The following is a 12,340-nucleotide window of genomic DNA, read 5'->3' on the forward strand; positions in this document are numbered from 1 at the left end:
CCGGCGGGCAGAGTAGCCCGACATCGGCGCGGCGGCCACTCGGTACGCCAGGATGGGGCCATGAACGCCATCATCTCCGCAACCGAACTCGCGAAAGAACTCGCGGGCGGTGACCCGCCGGTCCTGCTCGACGTCCGCTGGCAGCTGAGCACCGCGGCGGCGGGCGGGGCCCCGCCCTTCGACGGCCGGGCCGAGTACGCCGCCGGGCACCTTCCCGGCGCTGTCTTCGTCGACCTGGACAAGGAGCTCGCCTCCGCGCCCGGCGCCGGCGGCCGGCATCCGCTGCCGGACGTGGCGGAGTTCGGCGCCGCGATGCGCCGGGCGGGCGTGTCCTCGGGCCGGCCGGTCGTCGTCTACGACGGCGGACAGGGGTGGGCGGCGGCCCGCGCCTGGTGGCTGCTGCGCTGGGCGGGTCACCCGAACGTGCGAGTCCTCGACGGGGGGTTGCCGTCCTGGGAGGCGCCGTTGTCCACGGACGTCGCCGTCCCCACGGAGGGCGACTTCACGCCCGAGCCGGGCGGGGCGGGGTTGCTGGACGCCGACGGGGCGGCCGCGCTGGCCCGGTCCGGGGTGCTGTTCGACGCCCGCGCGGGGGAGCGGTACCGGGGTGAGGTCGAGCCGATCGACCCGGTCGGCGGCCACATCCCGGGGGCCGTGTCCGCGCCTACGGCGGACAACGTGGCGGCGGACGGCCGCTTCCTGCCCGCGGAGGAACTCCGCGGGCGCTTCGAGGCCCTGGGCGCGACGGAGGGCGAAGCGGTCGGCGTGTACTGCGGCTCGGGCGTGTCGGGCGCCCACGAGGTGCTGGCGCTGGCGGTGGCGGGCATTCCGGCGGCGCTGTACGTCGGTTCGTGGTCGGAGTGGTCGGCGGACCCGTCGCGACCGGTGGCGGTGGGGCCCGACCCCCAGTAGGGCCACCGCGTGTGACGGGGGCGCGTCCGCGTGGGCGCGCCCCCGTCACACATGCACAAGACGTACTGCTCCTGCTACTCCTGCTTCTTCCGCCGCGTCCCGAACACGATCTCGTCCCAGCTCGGCACGGCCGCCCGGCGGCCCGGGCGTACCCCGTCGGCCTCTGCCTGGCGGTCGGTGGAGCCGGTGAGGCGGTCGCGGTGGCTGCCCACCGAGCGCGGCATGAGCACGTCGGCGTAGGCGGAACCGGCCGACGCGGCGGGGGCCGGAGGCTCCTCCACCTCAGGCTCCTCGGCGGGCTCCTCGGCCGGTTCGGGCGCGCGCTCGGGCACCACCAGGTCGCCCCGGAAGCTCGGCACTGCCTCCAGCAGGCTGGTGAGCGAGTCGCGTTCGCGTTCGGCCGAGGCCGTGGCCGCGGTCTCCTCGGCGGGCTCCGACGGCGGCGGCGCGGGCAGGCTCGGCCGCTCCCGCTGCTCCCGGTCGAGCGTGCGGTCCAGCGGCCGGTCGCGCGGCAGCCGTGCGATGCGCGGGACGAACGGGAAGCTGGGCTCGGGCGCGGCGAGGTCGTCGGACTCGCCGATCAGCGTGCGCGCCTCCGCGTCGACGGCCTGGACGAGGCGCCTGGGCGGGTCGTAGGTCCAGCTCGCCGAGTGGGGTTCGCCCGCGACCATGTAGACCAGCAGCACTTCCCAGGTGCCGTCGTCGCGGCGCCAGGAGTCCCACTGGACGGTGTCCTTGTCGGCGCCGCGCAGCAGCAGCCGCTCCTGCACGGCCTCGCCGAGGGGCGGCCCGGAGTTCTCGCCGGGGCGGCGGACGGGGGTCTTGCGGGCCCGTTCCGCCATGAAGGCGCGCTCGGCCAGCACGGGGCCCTCGAACCGCCGTACGCGGTCGACGGGGATGCCGGCCATCTGGGCGACCTCTTCCGCGGTCGCGCCGGCTCGTATACGTGCCTGGATGTCGCGGGGGCGGAGATGGCTCTCCACCTCGATCTCGATCTGGCCGAGGCGGGGACGGTCGCCGCGTACGGCGGCCCGGAGCCGCTCGTCGATCGGAAGCGTGTACTCCGTGCTGTCCGCAGCCTTCAGCACCAGCCGTGTGCCGTCATTCGAGACGGCCACGACACGCAGTTCGGGCATGGGGACCTCCCGGGTGGTGCCTGCCGACGTCACGTGCGTCGCTGCTTCCGCTCTGTCGAGTGTGGCCTGCCCGGGTGCAGCCTGCCACAACCTTGCCGAGTTGCCCGGCGTGTCGGGCACGGGCCCTGGATCGCCGTTATGGCACGGTTACCTGTTCGCAACGCTGGGTGACGACTTTCGTCACCCTGTGCAACTAGCCCCCTCCCGGCGGTCCTTCACGGTCCCGGGCCCCCGGTCGGGAGACCGGACCCAGGGCTCGCAACAGTACTCCATTCGGGCCACGTGCGTGGATTGGCGCGCCGTCCAACTTCTGGCAAGAGGTGACGCTTGGCCGTCCCTGACGCGATTTCCGCGATCTTGGCGTGGCGTACTTCACGCAATCACCAGAAACGGAACTAATGGTTTCGTCCGCACGTCCCTTTCTCGTGCAGTTGATCGATCGCGTACGGGAAAGACAGGCAAGGTCCGGGGATGCGTGAAAAGTCCGATGACGCAGGCGAGACGGATACGCGTACGGAGGTGGGAGCCAGGCGGATCGACCTGAGCGTGCCACAGGTCGCGGGCAGCGCCCTGGCCGCGGTGGTGGCGGCCAAACTCGCCTCGTCCTTCGGCGTGTACGGCACCATCCTCGGCGCCGGCCTGATCAGCGTCGTCGCCACCTGCGGAGGCTCGGTCCTCCAGCACTTCTTCAAGCGCACCGGCGAGCAGCTCCGGGTCAAACGCACGGGTGCCGTGCGGTCCGCACCGGTCGCGGCGTCGGGACCCGTTCCCGCCGTGACCCCGGGGGAGTTCACCGAGGGCACCGTCTACCGCGCGCGGGCCAAGGGGTGGAAGCGTCCGCTGGTCGCGGCGGCCCTCGTCTTCGGCGTCACCATGGGCGGGATCACCGCGTACGAACTCGTCTCCGGCGAGAACCTGAGCGGCGGCCACAGCACCACCGTCGGCAGTGCCTTCTCCGGCCACGCCAAGTCCTCTCCGGACTCGGGGAAGTCGGGCGGGTCACAGGACTCCGGCGACGGCTCCGGGGACTCCCGCGACCAGGACTCCGGCGGTTCCGATGACTCCCGGGGCCCCGGTTCCGGCGACGACACCCCGGCGGCCACCCCGTCCGGGACCCCGAGCGGAACCGGCGGCGACACGTCCTCGGGCGGCACCTCCCAGGAGGACGGCGGTACGGCGTCCACCCCGACGCCCACCCCGGACGCCACCGGGGACGACGGCTCCGGCGACGCCACGAGCCCGGCCCCGGACGCCTCGGCTACGGCCCCAGAACCCGGCGCAAGTAGTCGTTCCGGAACAGACGATCAGGGTCAAGACGGTCCCGCAGCGCCGTGAACTCGCCGAAGCGCGGATACACCCGGGAGAAGTACTCGGCGTCCCGGGTGTGCAGCTTGCCCCAGTGCGGCCGCCCCTCGTGCGCGGTGAAGATGCGCTCGGCGGCGGTGAAGTACGCCTGGTAGGGCGTCCCCCGGAACATGTGGACGGCGACGTACGCGCTGTCGCGGCCCGACGCGGTGGACAGCGTGATGTCGTCGGCCGGGGCCGTGCGCACCTCGACCGGGAAGCTGATCCGCAGCCGCGACCGGTCCACCATCGCCTTCAGTTCGCGCAGGGTCTCACCGACGGCCTCACGCGGAACGGCGTACTCCATCTCCACGAACCGCACCCGGCGCGGTGATGTGAAGACCTTGTAGGGAGTGTCCGTGTACGTCCGCGCGGAGAGTGCCTTGCTGGAGATCCGCGCGATCGCGGGCACGGTGGCGGGCACCGCGCGGCCGACCCAGTTGGCCGCCTGGAAGACGCCGTTGGACAGGAACTCGTCCTCGAACCAGCCCTTCAGCCGTCCCACCGGCTGCTCGGGGCCGGCGCTGCGGTTGTTGCGCTTGGTACTGGTGTTGCCGGTGTGCGGGAACCAGTAGAACTCGAAGTGTTCGTTCTCGGCCCAGAGTTCGTCGAACTCGGCGAGGACCCGCTCGAAGGGCATCGGTTCCTCGCGGGCCGTGAGGAGGAAGACCGGCTCGACGGCGAAGGTGATCGCGGTGACGATGCCCAGCGCTCCCAGGCCGATCCGGGCGGCGGCGAAGACCTCGGGATTCTCCCGTTCGGAACAGGTCAGCACCGAGCCGTCGGCGGTGACCATCTCCAGGCCCCGGATCTGGGCGGCGATCGAGGCGGACTCGCGGCCGGTGCCGTGGGTGCCGGTGCTGGCGGCCCCCGAGACGGTCTGCTCCATGATGTCGCCCATGTTCGTCAGCGACAGGCCCTCCCGCGCGAGCGCCAGGTTGAGCCGCTTGAGCGGGGTGCCGGCCTCGACGGTGACGGTCATCGCGTCGCGGTCGATACGGCGGATGCCGGTCATCAGGTCGGGACGTATCAGCACACCGTCCGTCGCCGCGATCGACGTGAAGGAGTGTCCGGTGCCGACGGCCTTGACCCGCAGCCCCTCCTCGGCCGCCTCGCGGACGGCCTCGGCCAGCTCGTCGACGGAGGCGGGAGCGACCTCCCGCGCGGGGCGCACGGAGACGTTGCCGCCCCAGTTACGCCATGTGCGGTTCTTCCCGTTCGCCGTCCCGCTCGCCGTGCGTGTGCTGCTCAACGGTCCCTCCCCGACGCTGAGCCGGCCGCTTGAGCCGGCGGTACCCGAGGAAACCGACCGCGACCGCGACGGCCCCGGCCACCGCCGGAACCCCGTACCCGGCACGCGCCCCGGAGGCGTCGATCACCCAGCCGCCCGCGGAGGAGCCGAGTGCGACCCCGACCGCCAGGCCGGTGCTCACCCAGGTCATGCCCTCGGTGAGCTGCGTGCGCGGTACGTGCTGGTCGATGAGGGACATCGTCGTGATCATCGTGGGAGCGATGGACAGACCCGCAACGAACAGCGCCGCGGCCAGAAACAGCAGGTTTCCGACCAGTAGGAGGGGGATCATACTCACGGCCATCGCACAGACGCCCAGCAGCCAGCGCCGCTCGGGCGGCCCGGCGAAGCGCAGCAGCCCGAAGACCATGGCCGCCGTGCACGATCCGGCCGCGTAGAGGGCGAGGACGAGGCTGGCGGCCGCCTTGTGCCCCTCCTCCTCGGCGAACGCCACGGTGACCACGTCGATGGCCCCGAAGATCGCCCCCGTGGCCACGAAGGTGGCGACCAGGACCTGGAGCCCCCGGGAGGCCAGCGCGGTGCCGCCGCCCTTGTCCTCGCGCGGGTGCGGCTCGGGCTCGGTGGCGCGCTGCGAGGTCAGCCAGAAGACGCCCGTCGCCAGGAAGCAGGCGGCCAGCAGCGGCCCGGCCTCCGGGAACCAGGCCGTGGACAGGCCGATGGAGATGATCGGCCCGAAGATGAAGCAGACCTCGTCCACCACGGACTCGAACGAGTACGCGGTGTGCAGCTGCGGGGTGCCCCGGTACAGCGCCGCCCAGCGGGCCCGGACCATCGCGCCGAGGCTCGGCACGCAGCCGATGCCGACGCAGGCCGCGAACAGCACCCAGTCCGGCCACCCGTAGTGCGCGGCGGGCAGCAGCACGGCCGCCGCGGTCAGCGACACCAGGGTCGCCGGGCGCAGCACCCGCCGCTGCCCGTACCGGTCGACCAGACGGGAGACCTGCGGTCCGGCCACGGCGGCGGCGAGCGCGATGGTGGCCGACAGGGCACCGGCCAGTCCGTACCGCCCGGTGAGCTGCGAGATCATCGTCACCACGCCGATGCCCATCATCGACAGCGGCATCCGGCCGAGGAACCCCGCGGTCGAGAAGGCCTTGGTGCCGGGAGCGGCGAACAGGGCGCGGTAGGGACTGGGCAACGCGGTCTCCGGAAACGGCTCAGTGGAGTGCTCGGTAAGGTCCGAACGCAGTCGATACAGATTACTCGTGCAAGCGTGCGGGAAACACCCCGCAGAACGCCCGGAATCACGCCCGCGGCCTGCTGTGACGCGCGGCGGGACCCCACCGTTGGTCGGGTGTCAGTGGCGGGTGGCAGGATCGAGACATGCCAGACGTGCTCGATGCCAGCCCCTACGACGCCCTGCTCCTGCTCTCGTTCGGCGGCCCCGAGGGCCCCGACGACGTGGTCCCGTTCCTGGAGAACGTGACGCGCGGGCGCGGCATCCCCAAGGAACGCCTCAAGGAAGTCGGCCAGCACTACTTCCTCTTCGGCGGGGTCAGCCCCATCAACGACCAGAACCGCGCCCTGCTGGACGCCCTGCGCAAGGACTTCGCCGAGCACGGCCTGGACCTGCCGGTCTACTGGGGCAACCGCAACTGGGCGCCGTACCTGACGGACACCCTGCGCGAGATGGTCCGCGACGGACGCCGCCGCATCCTCGTCCTCGCCACCAGCGCCTACGCGTCGTACTCGGGCTGCCGCCAGTACCGCGAGAACCTCGCGGACGCGCTCGCCGCCCTGGAGGCCGAGGGCCTGGAGCTGCCGAAGATCGACAAGCTCCGGCACTACTTCAACCACCCGGGCTTCGTGGAGCCCATGGTCGACGGGGTCCTCCGGTCCCTCGCCGAGCTGCCCGAGGAGGTGCGGGAAGGCGCCCACATCGCCTTCTGCACCCACTCGATCCCCAACTCCGCCGCCGACACCTCCGGCCCGGTCGAGGAGCACGGTGACGGCGGGGCGTACGTGCGCCAGCACCTGGACGTGGCGCAGGTGATCGCCGACGCCGTCCGCGAGCGCACCGGCGTCGACCACCCCTGGCAGCTCGTCTACCAGTCGCGGTCCGGTGCCCCGCACATCCCGTGGCTGGAGCCCGACATCTGCGATCACCTGGAGGAGCGCCACGCCGCCGGCGTCCCCGCGGTGGTGATGGCCCCCATCGGATTCGTCTCCGACCACATGGAGGTCCTGTACGACCTCGACACGGAGGCCACGGCCAAGGCGGAGGAGCTGGGGCTGCCCGTGCGCCGCTCGGCCACCGTGGGCGCCGACCCGCGGTTCGCCGCCGCGGTCCGCGACCTGATCATGGAGCGGGCCGCCGACGAGCGCGGCCAGGAGGTCGCGCCCTGCGCCCTCGGCGCGCTCGGCGCCGGCCACAACCTGTGCCCGGTCGGCTGCTGCCCCGCCCGAGCCCCCCGCCCCGCCGCCGCGGGCGCCGACAGTCCCTACGCGTGAGGAGCCCCGTGACCGACGTGACGCCCGACCCGCTCCACGCCGAGCTGCTGAAGATCGCCCAGGAGGCCGCCCACCGCGCGGGCGAGCTGCTGCGGGACGGCCGACCGGCCGACCTGGCGGTCGCCGCCACCAAGTCCAGCCCGATCGACGTGGTCACCGAGATGGACATCGCGGCGGAGAAGCTGATCACCGGCCTGATCGCCGACCGACGCCCCGACGACGGCTTCCTCGGCGAGGAGGGCGCGGCCATCGAGGGCACCAGCGGCATCCGCTGGGTCGTCGACCCGCTCGACGGCACGGTCAACTACCTGTACGGGCTGCCCACCTGGGCGGTCTCCATCGCCGCCGAGCAGGACGGCGAGCGGGTGGCCGGCGTGGTCGTCGCCCCGATGCGGGGCGAGGCGTACCACGCGGTGCTGGGCGGCGGCGCCTGGGCCACGGGCGCCTGGGACGGCGAACGCAGGCTCGCCTGCCGCGCCCCGGCCCCGCTGGACCAGGCCCTCGTCTCCACCGGCTTCAACTACGTCGCCGACGTCCGCGCCGAGCAGGCCGAGATCGCGCGGCGGCTGATCCCGCTGGTGCGCGACATCCGGCGCGGCGGCTCCGCCGCGATCGACCTGTGCGACGTGGCCGCCGGCCGCCTCGACGGCTACTACGAGCGCGGGCTGCACCCGTGGGACCTCGCGGCCGGGGACCTGATCGCCCGGGAGGCGGGCGCGGTGACCGGTGGACGCCCCGGTGAGCGCCCCTCCGCCGACCTGACGATCGCGGCCACCCCGGAGGTCTTCGAGCCCCTCCAGCGGCTCCTGACGGACTTCGGCGCGTAGGCCTCCGGCGCCCGGGCGGGAGTGCCGGGCAGCGCCGGGGGAGGCCGCGCCGGCACTGGACCGGCCCGGCAGGCACCTGGTCCCGAGCCGTGGCCTCAACTGCCCAACCGCCGGACGGCACCACGCACGACAGGGCCCCGGCGCTGGATCCCGCCGGGGCCCTGTCGTCGACGGGCTGGTCAGACGCTGGTCGTGCCGACCTCCACGCCGTGCTCGGCAGCGAGACGGCGCAGGTCGTCGAGCTCTCCCAGCTCCACCTCGACGAGGAACTCGTCCCCCTCGTCGCGGGCCCGGGACAGGTCGGACTCGGTCGTCTTTATGCGCTGCAGAAGTCCTGCGGTGAAAGCGTCCATGCTGCGCCCCCTCGTCCTGGGTCGTGGGTCGATGGCACGGGGGTGTGCCGTTCGGAAGGGGCGATCACGTCTCCGGTGGAGTGCCCAGCGCTGCCCTGCCGGGCGGCGACCGTGCCGGACACCCACGCCCGCTCTGCGGAAGCGGACCGCGGCATACCGCGCGGTGACGCGGTACAGGCAGAGCGTGATCGCGGGGTGTAAAGCCGTCCTCCCCCCGCGCCCTTCCGCGGAAACCTCAACCACGCGAGAAAATCTCGCATTCCCGCTCGCGCACCGGTGTTCCTCCCGGACCCTCACCCGCCTTACAGCCGACTTATGGCCGAAAAGGGCAGGATGGAGGCAACACACCCCGCCAACCCCTGCCCTCGTGCGCCCGGGAAGCGCTACGCGGGTGGACACAGGAAGGACAGCGACGTGCGCGTACTCGTCGTCGAGGACGAGCAACTGCTCGCCGATGCGGTGGCCACCGGGCTGCGCCGGGAGGCCATGGCCGTCGACGTCGTGTACGACGGTGCGGCCGCCCTGGAGCGCATCGGCGTCAACGACTACGACGTGGTCGTCCTCGACCGCGACCTCCCGCTCGTGCACGGCGACGACGTGTGCCGCAAGATCGTCGAGCTGGGCATGCCCACGCGCGTGCTGATGCTCACGGCCTCCGGCGACGTCAGCGACCGGGTGGAGGGACTGGAGATCGGTGCCGACGACTACCTGCCCAAGCCCTTCGCGTTCAGCGAGCTGATCGCACGCGTGCGCGCCCTGGGCCGGCGGACCAGCGTGCCCCTGCCGCCGGTGCTGGAGCGCGCCGGGATCAAGCTCGACCCGAACCGCCGCGAGGTGTTCCGGGACGGCAAGGAGGTGCAGCTCGCGCCGAAGGAGTTCGCCGTACTGGAGGTACTCATGCGCAGCGAGGGCGCGGTCGTCTCGGCGGAGCAGCTGCTGGAGAAGGCCTGGGACGAGAACACCGACCCGTTCACCAACGTCGTGCGAGTGACCGTCATGACCCTGCGCCGCAAACTGGGCGAGCCGCCCGTCATCGTCACCGTCCCCGGCTCCGGCTACCGGATCTGATCGACCGTGGCGACGACACCCGCGCCCCCCGGGGCGCCCCCGAAGCCCACCTGGGACCCGCGCTCGGCCACCCCGATGCCATGGCTGCGGCCCACCATCCGGATAAGGCTCACGCTGCTGTACGGCGGCATGTTCCTGATCGCCGGCATCCTGCTGCTGTCGATCATCTACCTGCTCGCCGCGGAGGCGGTGCGCACCGGCAACCAACCGCTCTACAAGATCGTCGACTACCAGGACCTCAAGGTCGCGAGCAACGACTGCCCGGGAGTCGCCAGCGGCGGCCTGTCGCTGTCGGAGTTCAACGCCGCGATCAGCGACTGCATGGACCACCAGCGCCAGGTCGCCCTGGACCGGCTGCTCAGCCGCTCGCTGCTGGCTCTGCTCGGCCTCGCCGTGATCGCCTTCGCCTTCGGCTACGCCATGGCCGGACGCGTCCTGTCGCCGCTGGGCCGGATCACCCGCACCGCGCGCGCGGTGGCGGGCTCCGACCTCTCCCGGCGGATCGAGCTGGACGGCCCGGACGACGAGCTCAAGGAGCTGGCGGACACCTTCGACGACATGCTGGAGCGGCTGCAGCGGGCCTTCACCGCCCAGCAGCGCTTCGTCGGCAACGCCTCCCACGAGCTGCGCACACCGCTGGCGATCAACCGGACCCTGCTGGAAGTGCACCTGTCCGATCCGGGCGCCCCGGTGGAACTCCAGCAGCTCGGCAAGACGATGCTGGCCACCAACGAACGCAGCGAGCAGCTCGTCGAGGGCCTGCTGCTGCTCGCCCGCAGCGACAACCAGATCGTCGAGCGCAAACCGGTGGACCTCGCGGAGGTGGCCGGGCAGGCCATCGACCAGGTGCACGCCGAGGCGGACGCCAAGGGCGTGGAGATCCGCGGCACCCGGGAGCCCGCGGTGGTCCAGGGCAACGGCGTCCTGCTGGAGCGGATCGCCCTGAACCTCGTCCAGAACGCCGTGCGCTACAACGTGGCGGAACAGGGCTGGGCCGAGGTCACCACCTCGGTCGAGAACGGCCAGGCGGTCCTGGTGGTCACCAACACCGGCCCGGTGGTGCCGGCGTACGAGATCGACAACCTCTTCGAGCCGTTCCGCCGCCTGCGCACCGAGCGCACGGGGAGCGACAAGGGGGTCGGCCTCGGTCTGTCCATCGCGCGGTCGGTGGCCCGGGCGCACGGCGGTCACATCTACGCGCAACCGCGCGAGGGCGGAGGGCTCGTGATGCGCGTGACGCTCCCCGTCTGAGATCATGACCCCGACATCTCACCGACACCCGAGGATGTTCGCTTTGAGCGGAATTTCCAGGCCGACGGCCCGGGAGTTGCCTGTGTGATCGATCACAGCACGGGCTTTCTCGCCATCTACTCTCCGTGATCATGCACCCTGTCGGAAGGCCGGGAAAGTCCTGGTTTTCAGGGGCCCTGATCACGGGAAGTACACGGTGAGGCGCCTTTGAAGTGCGACATTCGGACCGTGTACGGTCCCCATCGCCATCCAAGCCGATCACTCATGAGGAGTCCGGTTGGGTGTCGATTGAGTAACAGACCTTGATGTGAGGCAAAATCTCCGCCTCGGGTCGGGCACAAGTCCGGCCTCTCACGCGTTACGTGCGCTGGAGACACCGCAGACACCCAGAGGGGGAGAGCGACCATGGCAACCGATTACGACACTCCACGCAAGACCGACGACGACGTCGACTCGGACAGCCTCGAAGAGCTGAAGGCCAGGCGGAACGACAAGTCCGCCTCGGCCGTCGACGTCGACGAGTTCGAGGCCGCGGAAGGCCTCGAGCTTCCCGGCGCCGATCTCTCGAACGAGGAACTGGCCGTCCGTGTACTGCCCAAGCAGCAGGACGAGTTCACCTGCATGAGCTGCTTCCTGGTGCACCACCGCAGCCAGCTGGCCCGGGAGAAGAACGGCCAGCCCATCTGCCGCGACTGCGACTGAGGCGGGGTCGGCCGTGACTGGCTCGACCCCTCCCTGGAAGCGCCGCTTCCACAGGCGGGAAGCGGACCAAGGGCCGTTCGACGGTCCCTACAGCGCGCGTGACGACGAGCGGGGCCCGACCGATACGGGGACGGCCCCGCTCGACTCAGTGGCCGACCGGGGTGACCTCCCGGCGACCGCGCAGACGCCGGCACCCGCTGCCCGGCGCCGGGCAGCGGCGTTCCGGCACAAGGCCGGACAGGGCGTCCGCAACGGCGGCCAGCGCGCCAGGGCCGCCCTGGGGCACCTCGCCGACCGGATCATCGAACTGGCGCCGCGGGTGCCCGTACGGGACCTGGCGACGCTGCGCGCACAGTTCCCGGGGCTCGGCCCCGAGGAGCTCGCCGACCGGCTGGTGGCCGGCGCGACCAAGGGCACGGCCACCGTCGGCGCGGGAATCGGCGCGGCCGCGATGATGCCCGTACCGCCCGCGATGCCCGCCGAGCTGGCCGCCGAGGTCACCGGTGTGGTGTGGCCGCGATCGAGCTGAAGCTGATCGCCGAGCTGCACGAGGTGTACGGCGTGCGTCCGCCCGGCAACCTCGCGCAGCGCAGCACCGCGCACCTGAACTCGTGGTCGGACGAGCGCGGCGTCGACGTGGTCAAGCCGTCGACCCTCGGCTCGGCGATGAACAGCCACATGAAGCGCCAGCTGCGTCAGCAGATCATGAAGCGGATGGTGCGCAACCTGCCGAACCTCATGCCCTTCATGGTCGGCGCCGCCGTGGGCGCCGTCATGAACCGCCGCGACACCAGAAAGCTGGCCGACAGGATCAGGGCGGACCTGCGCAAGAAGCAGGTGCCGTGGAGCGCCCTCGACGAGCTACCGGCCCTGGAGGGGCCGCGGGACGCGCTGGACATGGGCGCCCTCACCAAGGAGCTCGGCCCCAAGGGGTTCGGCCGCCACCCCGGCGGGGACGGCGGCCACTGACACCCGCCCGTCCGG

11 protein-coding genes and 1 pseudogene are annotated in these 12,340 nt (G+C 72.1%); 8 read left to right on the forward strand and 4 right to left on the reverse strand.

The features are described 5' to 3' along the window. Nucleotides 1-60: 60 nt before the first annotated feature. A complete protein-coding gene (locus tag ACLIN4_RS26560) occupies nucleotides 61-912 on the forward strand; it encodes a sulfurtransferase (RefSeq protein ID WP_289908832.1) in 852 nt (283 codons plus the stop codon). Nucleotides 913-986: 74 nt separating this feature from the next. Here ACLIN4_RS26560 and sepH read toward each other — a convergent pair whose 3' ends face one another. Further along, the gene (gene sepH, locus ACLIN4_RS26565; RefSeq protein ID WP_107475931.1) at nucleotides 987-2,048 is read right to left on the reverse strand and encodes a septation protein SepH; all 1,062 of its coding nucleotides are present in this window, start codon (nucleotides 2,046-2,048) and stop codon (nucleotides 987-989) included. Nucleotides 2,049-2,519: 471 nt separating this feature from the next. Between sepH and ACLIN4_RS26570 the strand changes: the two genes are divergently transcribed. Further along, nucleotides 2,520-3,383: a hypothetical protein gene (locus ACLIN4_RS26570; protein ID WP_411576298.1), complete on the forward strand. Its 864-nt coding sequence runs from the start codon at nucleotides 2,520-2,522 to the stop codon at nucleotides 3,381-3,383. Here ACLIN4_RS26570 and ACLIN4_RS26575 read toward each other — a convergent pair. Beyond that, on the reverse strand, nucleotides 3,307-4,644 hold the full coding sequence (locus tag ACLIN4_RS26575; protein WP_107475920.1) for a D-arabinono-1,4-lactone oxidase: 1,338 nt from the start codon (nucleotides 4,642-4,644) through the stop codon (nucleotides 3,307-3,309). The genes ACLIN4_RS26570 and ACLIN4_RS26575 overlap by 77 nt on opposite strands. Continuing rightward, nucleotides 4,586-5,842, reverse strand: coding sequence for an MFS transporter (locus tag ACLIN4_RS26580; protein WP_107475919.1), 1,257 nt, complete (start codon nucleotides 5,840-5,842; stop codon nucleotides 4,586-4,588). Before ACLIN4_RS26580 ends, ACLIN4_RS26575 begins: the two co-directional genes overlap by 59 nt. A gap of 185 nt (nucleotides 5,843-6,027) precedes the next feature. Here ACLIN4_RS26580 and ACLIN4_RS26585 point away from each other — a divergent pair, with 185 nt between their 5' ends. Together ACLIN4_RS26585 and ACLIN4_RS26590 are read left to right on the forward strand one after the other, a co-directional pair. Beyond that, nucleotides 6,028-7,155, forward strand: a complete 1,128-nt coding sequence (locus ACLIN4_RS26585; protein ID WP_289908835.1) for a ferrochelatase — start codon at nucleotides 6,028-6,030, stop codon at nucleotides 7,153-7,155. Nucleotides 7,156-7,163: 8 nt separating this feature from the next. Further along, nucleotides 7,164-7,982, forward strand: a complete 819-nt coding sequence (locus ACLIN4_RS26590) for an inositol monophosphatase family protein (protein WP_100047202.1) — start codon at nucleotides 7,164-7,166, stop codon at nucleotides 7,980-7,982. A gap of 179 nt (nucleotides 7,983-8,161) precedes the next feature. On the opposite strand, the gene ACLIN4_RS26595 is transcribed toward ACLIN4_RS26590, so the two are convergent. After that, nucleotides 8,162-8,335 (reverse strand): hypothetical protein, encoded by a 174-nt coding sequence (locus ACLIN4_RS26595; RefSeq protein ID WP_019325850.1) that lies wholly within the window; start codon nucleotides 8,333-8,335, stop codon nucleotides 8,162-8,164. Nucleotides 8,336-8,749: 414 nt separating this feature from the next. Between ACLIN4_RS26595 and ACLIN4_RS26600 the strand changes: the two genes are divergently transcribed. The 4 genes and pseudogenes from ACLIN4_RS26600 (at nucleotide 8,750) to ACLIN4_RS26615 (ending at nucleotide 12,325) form a co-directional block, all read left to right on the forward strand. Further along, nucleotides 8,750-9,403 (forward strand): response regulator transcription factor, encoded by a 654-nt coding sequence (locus tag ACLIN4_RS26600; RefSeq protein WP_003993508.1) that lies wholly within the window; start codon nucleotides 8,750-8,752, stop codon nucleotides 9,401-9,403. A gap of 6 nt (nucleotides 9,404-9,409) precedes the next feature. Then, the gene (locus ACLIN4_RS26605) at nucleotides 9,410-10,654 is read left to right on the forward strand and encodes a sensor histidine kinase (protein ID WP_100047203.1); all 1,245 of its coding nucleotides are present in this window, start codon (nucleotides 9,410-9,412) and stop codon (nucleotides 10,652-10,654) included. A gap of 405 nt (nucleotides 10,655-11,059) precedes the next feature. Next, on the forward strand, nucleotides 11,060-11,356 hold the full coding sequence (locus ACLIN4_RS26610; RefSeq protein ID WP_003993510.1) for a DUF4193 domain-containing protein: 297 nt from the start codon (nucleotides 11,060-11,062) through the stop codon (nucleotides 11,354-11,356). Between the two features lie 13 nt (nucleotides 11,357-11,369). Beyond that, nucleotides 11,370-12,325: pseudogene (locus tag ACLIN4_RS26615) on the forward strand (hypothetical protein). Nucleotides 12,326-12,340: the final 15 nt, after the last annotated feature.

Source organism: Streptomyces mutabilis, assembly GCF_046628145.1.
Classification (GTDB): Bacteria; Actinomycetota; Actinomycetes; order Streptomycetales; family Streptomycetaceae; genus Streptomyces; species Streptomyces mutabilis.

Coding starts and splice junctions, on each gene's coding strand:
- ACLIN4_RS26560 (WP_289908832.1), top strand. CDS start 61: ATGAACGCCATCATCTCCGCAACCGAACTCGCGAAAGAACTCGCGGGC.
- sepH (WP_107475931.1), bottom strand. CDS start 2,048: ATGCCCGAACTGCGTGTCGTGGCCGTCTCGAATGACGGCACACGGCTG.
- ACLIN4_RS26570 (WP_411576298.1), top strand. CDS start 2,520: ATGCGTGAAAAGTCCGATGACGCAGGCGAGACGGATACGCGTACGGAG.
- ACLIN4_RS26585 (WP_289908835.1), top strand. CDS start 6,028: ATGCCAGACGTGCTCGATGCCAGCCCCTACGACGCCCTGCTCCTGCTC.
- ACLIN4_RS26595 (WP_019325850.1), bottom strand. CDS start 8,335: ATGGACGCTTTCACCGCAGGACTTCTGCAGCGCATAAAGACGACCGAG.
- ACLIN4_RS26610 (WP_003993510.1), top strand. CDS start 11,060: ATGGCAACCGATTACGACACTCCACGCAAGACCGACGACGACGTCGAC.